The sequence below is a fragment of the Stenotrophomonas sp. 364 genome (assembly GCF_009832905.1).
In the GTDB taxonomy this organism is placed as follows: domain Bacteria; phylum Pseudomonadota; class Gammaproteobacteria; order Xanthomonadales; family Xanthomonadaceae; genus Stenotrophomonas; species Stenotrophomonas maltophilia_AP.
In genome coordinates this window covers 1,566,825-1,580,983 of record NZ_CP047135.1, presented here as the reverse complement: position 1 = coordinate 1,580,983, position 14,159 = coordinate 1,566,825, and the positions used below count along the sequence as shown (strand labels likewise).

The window sequence follows — 14,159 nt, the reverse complement described above, 5'->3', positions numbered from 1 at the left end:
GCTCTGCCCATTGAACCCTCCGTAGAGCCGGGCCCTGCCCGGCTGCCAGACCAACAAAGGCTTATCGACATGTCCAATTCCCTGCTAGTCCGCCGCGCCGCCGTGCTGGGTGCCGGCGTCATGGGTGCCCAGATCGCGGCCCACCTGACCAACGCCGGCGTCGACACCGTGCTGTTCGACCTTCCCGCCAAGGAAGGTCCGGCCGATGGCATCGTGCTCAAGGCAATCGCCAACCTGGGCAAGCTCAGCCCTGCCCCGCTGGCCAGCAAGTCCTACGCCGAGGCGATCACACCGGCCAACTACGAGACCGGCCTGGAGCAGCTCAAGGACTGCGACCTGATCATCGAAGCCATCGCCGAACGGATGGACTGGAAGCAGGACCTGTACAAGAAGATCGCCCCGTTCGTGGCCAACCACGCCGTGCTGGCCTCCAACACCTCGGGCCTGGGCATCAACAAGCTCGCCGACGTGTTGCCCGAGCAGCTGCGCCACCGCTTCTGCGGGGTGCATTTCTTCAACCCGCCGCGCTATATGCACCTGGCCGAGCTGATCCCGGCCAGCACCACCGACGCGGCCGTGCTGGAAGGCCTGGAAGCCTTCCTGGTCACCACGCTGGGCAAGGGCGTGGTGTACGCCAAGGACACCCCGAACTTCATCGGCAACCGCATCGGTGTGTTCTCGATCCTGTCCACCATCCACCACACGCAGGAATTCGGCCTGGGCTTCGATGAAGTGGACGGCCTGACCGGTCCGCTGGTCGGCCGCCCGAAGTCGGCCACCTACCGCACCTCCGACGTGGTCGGCCTGGACACCATGGCGCACGTGATCAAGACCATGGGTGACACCCTGCCCAACGATCCGTGGCATGAATTCTTCAAGTCGCCGAAGTGGCTGGATGCGCTGATCGCCAAGGGCGCGCTCGGCCAGAAGACCGGTGCCGGCATCTTCCGCAAGGTCGGCAAGGACATCGTGGTGCTGGATCTGGAGAAGCAGGACTACCGTCCGGCCGATCGCACCGCCGCACCGGAAGTGGTCGAGATCCTGAAGATCAAGAACCCGGCCGAGAAGTTCGCCAAGCTGCGCGAAAGCCAGCATCCGCAGGCGCAGTTCCTGTGGGCGACCTTCCGCGACCTGTTCCACTACAGCGCCTACCACCTGGCCGACATCGCCGAAACCGCGCGCGACGTCGACCTGGCCATCCGCTGGGGCTACGGCTGGTCGCTGGGCCCGTTCGAAACCTGGCAGGCCGCCGGCTGGAAGCAGGTGGCGCAGTGGATCGCCGATGACATCGTGGCCGGCAAGAGCATGAGCAATGCGCCGCTGCCCGACTGGGTGTTCGACGGCCGCGACGGCGTGCACGCCGCCGAAGGCAGCTACAGCCCGACCCGCAACGCCAAGCTGCCGCGCTCGGCGCTGCCGGTCTACCAGCGCCAGCGCTTCCCGGATCCGCTGCTGGGCGAGACGTTTGCCCCGGGCGAAACCGTGTTCGAGAACGACGGCGTGCGCATGTGGCACGACGGCGACGGGATCGCGGTGGTCAGCTTCAAGACCAAGATGAACACCGTCTCCGACCACGTGCTCAACGGCCTGCAGGAAGCGATCAAGCGCGCCGAGAAGGACTACAAGGGCCTGGTGATCTGGCAGCAGAAGGAACCCTTCTCGGCCGGTGCCGACCTGGCCGGCGCGCTCGGCCTGCTGCAGGCCGGCAAGGTCGACCAGTTCGAAGAGATGGTGCACAACTTCCAGCGCACCAGCCAGGCCATCAAGTATTCGCTGGTGCCGGTGGTGACCGCCGTGCGCGGCCTGGCCCTGGGTGGCGGCTGCGAGTTCCAGATGCACAGCGCCAAGAGCGTGGCCGCGCTGGAAAGCTACATCGGCCTGGTCGAGGCCGGCGTCGGCCTGCTGCCGGCCGGCGGTGGCCTGAAGGAGCTGGCCGTGCGCGCCTCGCAGGCGGCCGGTCCGGGCGGTGATGTGTTCGCCGAACTGAAGAAGACCTTTGAAACCGTCGCGATGGCCAAGGTCTCCAACTCGGCCGTCAACGCCAAGGAACTGGGCCTGATGCGCGCGACCGACAAGGTCGTGTTCAACAGCTTCGAGGCGCTGCATATCGCCAAGGCCGAAGTGCTGGCGCTGGCCGAAGGTGGCTACCGTCCGCCGATGCCGGCCCGCCGCATCCAGGTCGCCGGCGACGTCGGCATCGCCACGTTCAAGATGATGCTGGTCAACATGCTGGAAGGCCGTTTCATCAGCCCGTACGACTACGAGATTGCCGTGCGCATCGCCACCGTGCTGTGCGGTGGCGAAGTGGACCGCGGCACGCTGGTGGACGAAGAGTGGCTGCTGACCCTGGAGCGCAAGCACTTCGTCGAACTGGCCCAGCAGGAAAAGACCCAGGCCCGCATCGCGCACATGCTCAAGACCGGCAAGCCGCTGCGCAATTGATGGCGCGCCGGGCGCGACGGCCCCGTCCGCGCCCGGTCGGTGCCGACCGTTGGTCGGCACACCTGTCCCTACATTCAAGAGATCACTGCAATGACCAAGCAAATCCAGGACGCCTACATCGTCGCCGCCACCCGCACCCCGGTAGGCAAGGCGCCCAAGGGCGTGTTCCGCAACACCCGTCCCGACGACATGCTCGCCCACGTGCTCCGCTCGGTGGTCGCGCAGGCCCCGGGCATCGACGTCAACCGCATCGATGACGCCATCATCGGCTGCGCGATGCCGGAGGCCGAGCAGGGCATGAACGTGGCCCGCATCGGCGTGCTGCTGGCCGGCCTGCCCGACACCATCGCCGCGCAGACGGTCAACCGCTTCTGCTCCTCCGGCCTGCAGGCCGTGGCCATGGCCGCCGACCAGATCCGCCTGGGCAATGCCGACCTGATGCTGGCCGGTGGTACCGAGTCGATGTCGATGGTGCCGATGATGGGCAACAAGATCGCCATGGCCCCGAGCGTGTTCGACAACGACCACGTCGCCATCGCCTACGGCATGGGCATCACCGCCGAGAAGGTCGCCGAAGAGTGGAAGGTCTCGCGCGAGGAGCAGGACGCCTTCGCCCTGGCCTCGCACCAGAAGGCGATCGCCGCGATCCAGAACGGCGACTTCAAGGACGAGATCAGCCCCTACGACGTGCGCACCCGCCAGCCCGACCTGGCCGACGGCCGCCGCATCATCACCCGCGACAAGATCGTCGATACCGATGAAGGCCCGCGCCTGGATTCGTCCGCTGAAGGCCTGGCCAAGCTGCGTCCGGTGTTCCGCAACGGCCAGTTCGGCGGCACCGTCACGGCCGGCAACTCGTCGCAGATGAGCGACGGCGCCGGCGCCGTGCTGCTGGCCTCCGAACAGGCGGTCAAGGACTACGGCCTGAAGCCGCTGGCTCGTTTTGTCAGCTTCTCCGTTGCCGGCGTGCGCCCGGAAGTGATGGGCATCGGCCCGATCGCCGCGATCCCCAAGGCGCTGAAGCAGGCTGGCCTGACCCAGGACCAGCTGGACTGGATCGAGCTCAACGAAGCCTTTGCCGCACAGTCGCTGGCAGTGATCCGCGATTGCGGCCTGGACCCGTCCAAGGTCAACCCGCTGGGCGGCGCTATCGCCCTGGGCCACCCGCTGGGCGCGACGGGCGCGATCCGTACCGCCACCCTGCTGCACGGCCTGCGCCGTCGCCAGCAGAAGTACGGCATGGTCACCATGTGCATCGGCACCGGCATGGGCGCGGCGGGCATCTTCGAGTCGCTGTGATGTAGTGGGCGGTGCCGGCCCCAAGGCCGGCACCCTGCCCCCGCCGGACGGCATCGACCGTTGGTCGATGCGGGAACACCGACGAAATGCAAAAAGGGCAGCCGCGAGGCTGCCCTTTTTGATGGCGTGCGTACCGACCGACGGTCGGTAGCTACCGGGGGTCAGCCTTCGGCAAGCGCCTTCTTCATGATCTCGCGCGCCGGGTCGGCCAGCTTGTCGTTGTTCAACGCAAAGCGGATGGTGGCTTCGACCAGGCCCAGATGCGTGCCGCAATCGAAGCGCGTGCCTTCGAAACGGTACGCGTCCACGGGCTCGCTCTTGAGCAGCTCGGCGATGGCGTCGGTGAGCTGGATTTCACCGCCGGCACCGGTGCCGGTAGCTTCGAGCAGCTCGAAAATCTTCGGGCTCAGGACATACCGGCCGACCACGGCCAGGTCGCTGGGCGCGTCTTCCGGCTTGGGCTTCTCGACGATCGCGCTGATGTGCCCTTGGCGGCCATCGAACGCCTCGGTGGCGACGATGCCGTAGCTGCCGGTCTTCTCATGCGGCACGTCTTCCACCGCGATGATGCTGGCACCGCTGGACTGGTTCGCATCGGCCATCTGCTTGAGCGCACCGTCGCCACGGTTCCAGATCAGGTCGTCGGGCAGCAGCACCGCGAACGGTTCGTCACCGACGATCGCCTTGGCACACAGCACTGCGTGACCCAGGCCCAGCGCTTCAGCCTGGGTGACGAAGATCGCACGCACGCCATTGGGCAACACATGGCGTACCAGCTCCAGCTGCTCCAGCTTGCCGGCGCGTTCGAGCTTCTGTTCCAGCTCGTATGCCTTGTCGAAATAATCGGCCACCGCATGCTTGTAGCGGTTGGTGATGAAGATCAAGGTGTCGCAGCCAGCTTCGATCGCCTCGTCGACGGCGTACTGGATGAGCGGCCGATCAATGATCGGGAGCATCTCCTTGGGAACCGTCTTGGTTGCGGGAAGGAACCGGGTACCCAGTCCTGCCACGGGAAAAACCGCCTTGCGAATACGCTTGTTCGTCACAGCCTATTGGCCTCTCGTGCCGGGAAGGGAAGTACTTTAGCCGAGGCGACGTGATCGTCTTGTTGCAGGGGCGAGAACTCCGGCATGGTCGCGAACAGGATGCTGTTGATGGCATCGGTGTCGTAGGTTGCGATGGCCTCGCGCAGGCGCGGTATGTTGCCCAGCACCTGATCGCGCGCGAACGTGCGCACACCGGCTTCGAGAATCTTGGGATGCGCGGTCGGCCGGTAGTCCTCGTCGGAATAGAACAAGGTCTCGTGCAGCTTCTCGCCCGGACGTAGCCCGGTGTAGATGATCGCGATGTCCTTGTACGGCTGCTTGCCGGCCAGACGGATCATCTGCTCGGCCAGCACCCGGATCGGCACCGGCTCGCCCATGTCCAGCGTGTAGATCGCGCCATGCGATGCCGACGCGGCCGCCTGCAGAATCAACTGGCAGGCCTCGGGAATGGTCATGAAGTAACGGGTGACCTCCGGATCGGTCACGGTCACCGGCCCGCCCTTCATGATCTGGTCGCGGAACAACGGCACCACGCTGCCGGCCGACGCCAGCACGTTGCCGAAGCGCACCGTGACGAACCGCGTGTGGTTGGTTTTCTGGTCCAGGCTCTGGCAGATCATTTCCGCGTAGCGCTTGCTGGCGCCCAGCGCGTTGACCGGATCGACCGCCTTGTCGGTGGAGATGAACACGAAATGCTCGATGCGCGCTTCCACGCAGGCCCGCGCCACCGTTTCGGTCGACAGAATGTTGTTGCGCACCGCTTCGCGAAGCTGGCGCTCCAGCACCGGCACCTGCTTGTAGGCCGCCGCATGGAAGACCGCATCCACGCTTGCCAGCGACAGCGCATGCCGGATCACGGACGGATCTCCGCAGTCGCCCAGCACGGCCTGCACGTCCAGGTCGGGGAAGCTGCGCGTGAGCTCGGCTTCGATGGTAAGCAGCAGCAGCTCGCTCATTTCAAGCAGGATGATCCGGCCTGCACCGTGGCGCGCGCACTGGCGGCACAGCTCCGAACCGATCGAGCCGCCTGCGCCGGTTACCAGCACGGTACGCCCGCCCAGCCAGCCGCGGATCAGCGACCAGTCCGGCAGGATCGGCTTGCGCCCGAGCAGGTCTTCGATGGCGACCTCTTTCAGTTCACCGGGCAGCGAATGCCCGAGCAGCACATCGTTGAGCTTGGGCACCATCCGGAAGGGCACGCCGGTGGCTTCGCAGAGCGCGACCACCCGCTGCATGCCGACCGCATCCAGCGACGGGATGGCGATCACCAGCAGCTTGGCCGCGGTCTCGCGCACCACCGACGGGGCATCGTCCAACGTGCCCAGGATGGGCAGACCCTGCAGCTTCGCACCTTGCAGGTGCGGCGCATCGTCGAGCAGGCCGACCGGGTGGAAATCGCCTGAACGGCGCAGGTCACGGACCAGGGCTTCGGCCGCCTGGCCGGCGCCCAGGATCAGCACGCGGCGCGCACTCGCATCCGATTGCAGCGACTGGTAGTCCTTCCACGCGCGATACAGCAGGCGCGGGGCGCCGAGCAGGGCCGACAGCGCGAATGGATAGATCACCAGCACCGACATCGGGACGCCGGCAAAGCGCTTGTAGGCCAGGGCCACGACAATGGCCAACAGGCCGATGAAGCTGGCCTTGAAGATGTTCAGCAGGTCGGCCACGCTGGCAAAGCGCCACAGGCCACGGTACAGGCCCACCCGCCAAAACACCACGGCCTGGATCGCCAGCACCAGCGAGGTGTCGATGTTCCAGAGCGGCAGGGAGGGGGCATCGGCCAGCATCGAATAGCGGCCGGCATGCAGCAGCTGCCAGCACGCCCAGACCATGAACAGGTCGTGGGCCACAATGGCGGCGCGCGGGAGCAAACTGGTGAGACGGTCCTGCCAAGGCGTCATAAAACAAACAATCCTTCTAATTGCGCAATCCATTGCGCAGGAGTAGCCACAAGCCGGTCGCGAAAATCATCCACGCACCCGCCACGGCAGCCTCCCACCTCGGCTGCAGATCACTGCAAGCATTAAACACTGTAATACTGAACAGGCCAAAAACAAAATACAGCGCAGTCACCAAGGTGTGACTTGCACCACTCTTGATCGCACGCTGGTACAGATGTTGGGTGTGGGCGTCCATCCACCGTTGCCCTGACAGCATGCGCGACAACAGTGTGAAGCCTGCGTCCACGAGGAAGGCCGACAGCGGCACCAGCAACAGCAGCCAGTTGATCTCAGTGACCACGCTGGCCAGGCACACCAGGGCGGCGATGGCATAGCCCAGCGCGCCGCTGCCGACGTCCCCCATGAAGATGCGTGCCTGCGGGAAATTGAACGGCAGGAAGCCGAGGCAGGCCAAGGCCAGCACCACGCCGGCCAGGGCGAACGGCAGCGGCATCACCATGGCGAAGGCCAGCCCGGCCAGGATCGCCTGGCTGGTGGCGATGCCGTTGATGCCATCCATGAAATTCCAGATGTTGACCAGTGAGGTCGTGAACAGCATCGCCAGTACCGCGTGCACCACGCTCCCGCTGGCGTGCCAGACCAGGGCGCCGATCAGGGTTGCGGCGACCATGTGCACCAGCAGCCGGCGCAGGGCCGGCAGTGGGCGGTGGTCGTCCCACCAGCCAATGCCGGCTACGAGTGCCAGTCCCAGGCTGAATACCCCCAGCGTCGTGCGGGCGGCCGGCCAGACCACGGCGGCCGTGGCGGCGGCCAGCAGCAGGGTCAGCACGATGGCGATACCGCCCCCGCGTGGCGTGGCCACGCCATGACTGCGACGTTCGCCCGGCTGGTCCATCAGGTTGCGGCGCAGCGCGTAGTGGCGCGCGCCCCAGGTGAGCGCCGCCGCGATCGCCAGCACCGCTGGCAGACCGATCATCCAGGCCACGGGCATGGCTTAAAGCACCGCGTAGTTCAGCAGCGGCTTCACTGTTCCCCACTCCTTGCAGCTGGGGCATTGCCAATGGTGGGTGCGGGCGCCGAAGCCGCAGCGGGTGCAGCGGTAGGCGGGATTGCGCACCAGCAGCTGGTCGGTGATGTGCTTGAGGTCGTGCAGGGTGGCCGTGGAGTCGGCACCCTCGGCCAGGGTCAGGTCGATCAACGCCGACTCGCCGCGCACCGACGGGCGGTCCTTGAGCTGGCGCCCCAGGTAGGCGCGGGCCGGGGCCACGCCCTCCTGCTCTTCCATCAACTGGGTCAACGCCAGCACCGGGGCGATGCCGCGATAGTGCTCGGTCATCTCCGACAGGAACGCACGCGCACCCCCGAGGTCGCCGACCTTGCGGTAGTTCTGCATGAGCGGCTGCAGCACCTCGGGCAGGTACTCGGGATCGTTGCGGGCCGCCCGCTCGAACGCGCGCACGGCCGCTTCGGCATTGCCGGCATCGGTTTCCAGGCGCCCTTCGATGATGCCGGCGCGGACCGACATGGCATCGGCCTGGTAGGCACGGGCGATGGCCGCCCTCGCCTCTTCGATCTTGCCGGCGCCACGGAAGCGCTCGGCCAGCTCGCACTCGAACTGCCCGATCAGCCTGCCCATCGGCTCGCCGGTGACTTCTTCGAAACGGCTGGCGTTGTCGATCGCCTTTTCCCAATCGCGCTCGGCCTGGTAGATGCCGATCAGGTGCTTGAGCGCCTGCGGCGCCCGCTGGTCGAGCTGGGCCAGTTCGGTGAACACGGTTTCGGCGCGGTCCAGCAGGCCGGACTTCATGTAGTCCTCGCCCAGCGCCAGCAGCGCCTGGACGCGCTGTGCATCGGTCAGGTCGGCACGGTTGACCAGGCCCTGGTGCAGGCGGATGGCGCGGTCCACTTCACCGCGGCGGCGGAACAGATGGCCCAGGGCAACCTGGGTCTCAAAGGTTTCCTTGTCCAGCTCGGCGATATGCAGGAACAGTTCGATGGCCTTGTCCGGCTGCTCGTTGAGCAGGTAGTTCAGGCCACGGAAATAGGTACTGGACAGGCGGCTGACCTGGTTGTCGCCATGGCGCTGACCGCCGCGACGCCCGATCACCCAGCCGGACAACGCGGCCAGCGGAAGGAACAGGAAGAACCAGAACCACTCGGAGACAAATTCCATCGGGGCTCAGCGTCCGTCGAAAGGAGAAGAAGGGGTGGAAGCAGGCGCCACGACCACGGTCGGACTGGCCTTCTGCGCTTTGCGCAGCTTGGCGTACAACGGGATCACCAGGCTGGCAAGCACGATGCCGCCGCCGATGATGGCACCGGACAACAGGGCGACAATGATCGCCAGGCCGGTGGTGGTGGTGATCTGGGTGAAGCCCAGACTCAGGACCATCTTGTCCGAGTTGAGCGCACCGATGATGAGCCCGGCGACGAGAACCGCCAGCAGGATAAGGAGACGTACGACGTTCATGGAGCAGCTCCAGTTCCGGGAGATTCAAGAGTAGCGGAATATAGAGCAGCGGGACAAAGAGGCCCGGAACGAGAAGCAACCGACCAACGGTCCGCTCTACGCGGGGTCGCTTTCCAGCGGCACCACGGCGCTGACGCGCTCGCGCAGTTCCTTGCCTGGTTTGAAGTGCGGGACATGCTTGCCCGGCAACGCGACCGATTCCCCGGTCTTGGGGTTGCGCCCCAGCCTGGGCGGCCGGTAGTGCAACGAAAAACTGCCGAACCCGCGGATCTCGATGCGATCCCCGCCAGCCAGCGCCCCACCCATCATTTCCAGCAACGACTTCACTGCCAGATCGACATCGTCCGACTTCAAATGCGCCTGTCGGCGCGCCAGGATTTCGATCAGCTCGGATTTGGTCATTACGGGCTCTTCGGGGGGAACTCAGACCCTGAAACGGCCCGGACTGATGTCCGGGCCGTCCAGGAAACTACGACAGCGTGAGACCGATTACTCGGACTTGTTGCTGTTCAGCTGTGCACGCAGCAGCGCGCCGAGCTGGGTGGTGCCGCTGGATGCCGAAGAGGACTGGTATTCCTCCAGCACTTCGCGCATTTCCGCGTCGTCCTTGGCCTTGATGGACAGCTGCAGGGTACGACCCTTGCGGTCCATGCCCACGAACTTGGCTTCCACCTTGTCGCCGACCTTCAGGAACTGGGTCGCGTCGTCGACGCGCTCGTTGGCAACGTCGCGTGCAGCCACGTAGCCTTCGATGCCGTCAGCCAGTTCGATGGTTGCGCCCTTGGCGTCCACTTCCTTGACCACGCCTTCGACCTTGGAACCCTTCGGATTGGCAGCCATGTACTGACCGAACGGATCCTGCTCCAGCTGCTTGACGCCCAGGCTGATGCGCTCGCGCTCCGGATCGACGGCCAGGACCACTGCGTCCAGGTTGTCGCCCTTCTTGTAGTTGCGGACCACGTCTTCGCCGGTGGTGTTCCAGCTGATGTCGGACAGGTGCACCAGGCCATCGATACCGCCGTCCAGGCCGATGAAGATGCCGAAGTCGGTGATCGACTTGATCTGGCCCGACACCTTGTCGCCCTTCTTGTGGATGGCAGCGAAGGTTTCCCACGGATTGGCGGCAACCTGCTTCATGCCCAGCGAGATGCGGCGACGCTCCTCGTCGACGTCCAGGACCATGACTTCAACTTCGTCACCGACCTGCACAACCTTGGACGGGTTGACGTTCTTGTTGGTCCAATCCATTTCGGAGACGTGCACCAGACCTTCGACGCCCGGCTCGATCTCGACGAATGCGCCGTAATCGGTGACGTTGGAGACCTTGCCGAACACGCGGCTGTTGGCCGGGTAACGACGGGCGATGTTGTCCCACGGATCCTCGCCCAGCTGCTTCAGACCCAGCGAAACGCGGTTGCGCTCGCGGTCGAACTTCAGCACGCGGACGTCCAGCTCGTCGCCGACGTTCACGACTTCGGACGGATGGCGCACGCGCTTCCAGGCCATGTCGGTGATGTGCAGCAGGCCGTCGATACCGCCCAGGTCCACGAATGCGCCGTAATCGGTCAGGTTCTTGACGACACCCTTCAGGATCGCGCCTTCCTGCAGCTTGTCCATCAGCTGCTCGCGCTCTTCCGAGTGCTCGCTTTCGACGACAGCGCGGCGCGACACCACGACGTTGTTACGCTTGCGGTCCAGCTTGATGAGCTTGAATTCCAGCTCCTTGCCTTCCAGGTAGGCCGGATCGCGCACGGGGCGCACATCGACCAGGGAACCCGGCAGGAACGCGCGGACATCCTTGATGTCCACGGTGAAACCACCCTTGACCTTGCCGCTGATGCGACCGGTGATGGTTTCGTTCTTTTCCAACGCTTCTTCCAGCTCGTCCCACACCATCGCGCGCTTGGCCTTCTCGCGCGACAGGACGGTTTCACCGAAGCCGTTCTCGATGGAATCGAGGGCGACCTTGACGACGTCGCCTTCAGCAACGTCGATCTCGCCAGCGTCGTTACGGAACTGTTCGATCGGCACGATGCCTTCGGACTTCAGGCCGGCGTTGATCACCACGACATCGCCGCGGACTTCAACAACGACACCGCTGACGATCGAGCCCGGCTTCAGCTTGGCCAGATTGGCCTGACTGGCTTCGAACAGCTCTGCAAATGATTCGGTCATTAGATTTACTCTGTTGGACACATGGGCATTGGCCCCCGAGGGGAACCGCTTGATGCCCGCCTGTTGGTCGACCCCGGTACGGCGAGTCGTGTGTTAAGTAGGAAAACCGCCACGCACTATTGCGGGACGGAGCTTTTGTTGCCTTGCGATGTGCGACACCGCCGATGCGCTGGCGGTTCTCCTGTACAACGGATCAGGCACCCGAAACCGGAAGCAGATCCAACACATTGGCAACGACTGCGTCGATGCCGATGCCACTGGTGTCGATGATGACGGCATCGTCTGCCGGCTTCAGGGGCGCCACTGTGCGCTGTGCATCACGGGCGTCGCGGGCCATGATCTCGCGCAGGAGGTCTTCAAAGTTAACAGAAACCCCCTTGTCTTTCAACTGCTTATGCCGGCGCCCGGCACGCTCCTCGGCGCTGGCGGTCAGGAAGACCTTGAATGGGGCGTCGGGGAAGATCACCGTACCCATGTCGCGGCCGTCGGCGACCAGGCCGGGCAGAACCCTGAATGCGCGCTGGCGCTCTTTCAGGGCGGCCCGCACCTCCGGGATGGCCGCAATGGCCGAGGCCAGCGCACCGGTGGTCTCCAGGCGCAGCTCATCGGTGGCATCGGTATCATTGACCACCACCCGCAGCCCGCCATCGGCCGCTTCGACGAACCGGACATGGGTGTCGAAGGTGCAGCGCACCAGCGCAGAGGCGTCGGAAGTGTCGATATCGGCCCAGCTGGCGGCCACGCCCACGGCGCGGTACAGGGCGCCCGAATCCAGGTAATGCCAGCCCAGGCGGCGTGCGACGATGCGGCTGACGGTCCCCTTGCCGGCCCCGGACGGGCCGTCGATGGTGAGCACGGGAGGAAGCTGGTTCATGGGTTTCCCTGTGGAATGGACCGCCCATTCTAGCCCCCGCCCGGGGCGGCCCGAGACCTTTTTCGTGCAACCACTTGAAAGGATGGAAAAAAGACCGGTACAATTGCGGGCTTGAACGGGCGTCACCTGCCGATTGTCATCTGCATATCGCGGCCGCGCTCCAACCGAATCCAACGTTTACGCCGAGGTATGCAATGAAAGTCCTGTCTTCCCTGAAGTCCGCCAAGGCTCGTCACCGCGACTGCAAGGTCGTCCGTCGCCGTGGCAAGATCTTCGTGATCTGCAAGTCGAACCCGCGTTTCAAGGCTCGCCAGCGCTGAGCCTGAAGGCGTCACGGCCGACGGCCGCGACCAACCTGAATAAAAAGCCGCCTCCGGGCGGTTTTTTATTGCCGTTTTTGTTGTAATCGCCGGGTGGGTCACGACCGTCGGTCGTGGCCCCTTCCGTATTCTTGACCACTGGGGAGTAGATCGAGATGAAGCGTTACCTGACCACCCTGCCGTTGCTGGCCCTGCTGGCCTGCGCCAGCGCTCATGCCGACACGCTGCTGATCGACCGCAGCCAGGAAAAGCCCGCCACCGCCCTGCCCGTCCGCGGCCAGAGCATGCAGCAGGTGCAGTCGCAGTTCGGCGACCCGGGCGAGCGACTGGAGCCGCGCGGCGGACAGAAACGCCAGTGGCCAACCATCAACCGCTGGGTGTACCCGCAGTTCACCGTCTACTTCGAGAAGCAGAAGGTGATCGACGTGGTGGCCAACAAGGCCGACGCCAACGAGGTCGGCCCGAAGCCGCCGATCCGCTGATTCATTCCTTTCCCCCGCCCGCCACACGGCGGGCCATCGCACCGAGACCATGAACGACACGCTCCGCTTTCCGGCCGAATGGGAAACCCAGTCCGCCATCCTGATCGCCTGGCCCCACGCCGACACCGACTGGGCCGACCGCCTGGGTGACGTCGAGGACACCTACATCGCCCTGGTCGCCGCCATCACCCGCTTCCAGCCGGTGCTGATCATCGTTGCCGACGATGACCTGGAGGTCTACGCCGATGCGCGCCTGCGCTCCAACCGGATCGACATGGACCGGGTCCGGTTCGTCACCGCGCAGTACGATGACACCTGGCTGCGCGATTCCGGCCCGATCACGCTCAAGCGCGCCGACGGCGGCTTCCGCCTGCTCGATTTCCGCTTCACCGGCTGGGGCGGCAAGTTCGACGCGAGCCTGGACGACCAGCTGGTCGGCGTACTGCACGCTGCGGGCGTGTTCGCGCCGAACGCGGAGGTGCAGAGCATTCCGTTCGCACTGGAAGGCGGCGGGATCGAGACCGACGGTGCGGGCACGCTGCTGACCACCTGGCAGTGCCTGCACGAGCGCCATCCGGACCGCGAGCGCGCCTCGCTCAGCACCGACCTGGCCGGCTGGCTGCAGCAGGACCGCGTGCTGTGGCTGGACCACGGTTACCTGGAAGGCGACGACACCGACGCCCACATCGACACGCTGGCACGCTTCGCCTCGGTGGACAGCATCGTCTACCAGGCCTGCGATGACAGCAGCGATTCGCACTTTGCCGAACTGCAGGCGATGGGCAACGAACTGGCCGCGCTGCGGACCGCAGACGGTGCGCCGTACCGCCTGTTCCCGCTGCCGTGGGCACAGCCGGTGATCGACGATGGCCGCCGGCTGGCGGCGTCCTACGCCAATTACCTGATCCTCAACGGCGCGGTGCTGATGCCGGCCTATGGGGATGTCGCCGACGAAGCCGCCCGCGCGGTGCTGGCACAAGCCTACCCGGACCGCGAAATCGTCCCGGTGCCGTGCCGATCGCTGATCTGGCAGAACGGCAGCCTGCACTGCATCACCATGCAGTTGCCGGAAGGGTTGCTGGCGTAACGCCATCGCCTGATCGACGCACTACCTGGCGCCGGGCTTTGCCCGGCGCTTTTTGTTTTT

The 14,159-nt window shown here is 65.3% G+C and carries 13 protein-coding genes; 5 read left to right on the top strand and 8 right to left on the bottom strand.

What is annotated here, in order from left to right:
• Positions 1–69 precede the first annotated feature (69 nt).
• Together GQ674_RS07430 and GQ674_RS07425 are read left to right on the top strand one after the other, a co-directional pair.
• Positions 70–2,442 (top strand): 3-hydroxyacyl-CoA dehydrogenase/enoyl-CoA hydratase family protein, encoded by a 2,373-nt coding sequence (locus tag GQ674_RS07430; RefSeq protein WP_159496542.1) that lies wholly within the window; start codon positions 70–72, stop codon positions 2,440–2,442.
• A gap of 90 nt (positions 2,443–2,532) precedes the next feature.
• Positions 2,533–3,741, top strand: coding sequence for an acetyl-CoA C-acyltransferase (locus tag GQ674_RS07425; protein WP_159496541.1), 1,209 nt, complete (start codon positions 2,533–2,535; stop codon positions 3,739–3,741).
• Positions 3,742–3,902: 161 nt separating this feature from the next.
• Here GQ674_RS07425 and galU read toward each other — a convergent pair whose 3' ends face one another.
• From galU to cmk, 8 genes are all read right to left on the bottom strand, one after another.
• Positions 3,903–4,787, bottom strand: a complete 885-nt coding sequence (galU, locus tag GQ674_RS07420) for a UTP--glucose-1-phosphate uridylyltransferase GalU (protein WP_159496540.1) — start codon at positions 4,785–4,787, stop codon at positions 3,903–3,905.
• Positions 4,784–6,691: a nucleoside-diphosphate sugar epimerase/dehydratase gene (locus GQ674_RS07415; RefSeq protein ID WP_201290228.1), complete on the bottom strand. Its 1,908-nt coding sequence runs from the start codon at positions 6,689–6,691 to the stop codon at positions 4,784–4,786. Before GQ674_RS07415 ends, galU begins: the two co-directional genes overlap by 4 nt.
• A 16-nt stretch (positions 6,692–6,707) precedes the next feature.
• On the bottom strand, positions 6,708–7,682 hold the full coding sequence (locus GQ674_RS07410) for a glycosyltransferase family 4 protein (RefSeq protein ID WP_159496539.1): 975 nt from the start codon (positions 7,680–7,682) through the stop codon (positions 6,708–6,710).
• A 3-nt stretch (positions 7,683–7,685) separates the two neighbouring features.
• Positions 7,686–8,864: a lipopolysaccharide assembly protein LapB gene (lapB, locus tag GQ674_RS07405; RefSeq protein WP_159496538.1), complete on the bottom strand. Its 1,179-nt coding sequence runs from the start codon at positions 8,862–8,864 to the stop codon at positions 7,686–7,688.
• A gap of 6 nt (positions 8,865–8,870) precedes the next feature.
• Positions 8,871–9,161, bottom strand: a complete 291-nt coding sequence (locus GQ674_RS07400) for a hypothetical protein (protein ID WP_159496537.1) — start codon at positions 9,159–9,161, stop codon at positions 8,871–8,873.
• 96 nt (positions 9,162–9,257) lie between these two features.
• The gene (locus GQ674_RS07395) at positions 9,258–9,563 is read right to left on the bottom strand and encodes an integration host factor subunit beta (RefSeq protein WP_017355596.1); all 306 of its coding nucleotides are present in this window, start codon (positions 9,561–9,563) and stop codon (positions 9,258–9,260) included.
• A gap of 87 nt (positions 9,564–9,650) precedes the next feature.
• Complete coding sequence (gene rpsA, locus GQ674_RS07390) at positions 9,651–11,336, bottom strand: 30S ribosomal protein S1 (RefSeq protein WP_038688807.1); 1,686 nt, start codon at positions 11,334–11,336, stop codon at positions 9,651–9,653.
• A 193-nt stretch (positions 11,337–11,529) separates the two neighbouring features.
• Positions 11,530–12,210: a (d)CMP kinase gene (cmk, locus tag GQ674_RS07385; protein ID WP_038688809.1), complete on the bottom strand. Its 681-nt coding sequence runs from the start codon at positions 12,208–12,210 to the stop codon at positions 11,530–11,532.
• Between the two features lie 194 nt (positions 12,211–12,404).
• On the opposite strand from cmk, the gene ykgO reads away from it, so the two are divergent.
• The 3 genes from ykgO (at position 12,405) to GQ674_RS07370 (ending at position 14,099) form a co-directional block, all read left to right on the top strand.
• Positions 12,405–12,530, top strand: a complete 126-nt coding sequence (gene ykgO / locus GQ674_RS07380; RefSeq protein WP_005409283.1) for a type B 50S ribosomal protein L36 — start codon at positions 12,405–12,407, stop codon at positions 12,528–12,530.
• A 155-nt stretch (positions 12,531–12,685) separates the two neighbouring features.
• A complete protein-coding gene (locus GQ674_RS07375) occupies positions 12,686–13,012 on the top strand; it encodes a hypothetical protein (RefSeq protein WP_038688813.1) in 327 nt (108 codons plus the stop codon).
• Positions 13,013–13,061: 49 nt separating this feature from the next.
• Positions 13,062–14,099, top strand: a complete 1,038-nt coding sequence (locus GQ674_RS07370) for an agmatine deiminase family protein (protein WP_159496536.1) — start codon at positions 13,062–13,064, stop codon at positions 14,097–14,099.
• The last annotated feature ends 60 nt before the right edge of the window (positions 14,100–14,159 follow it).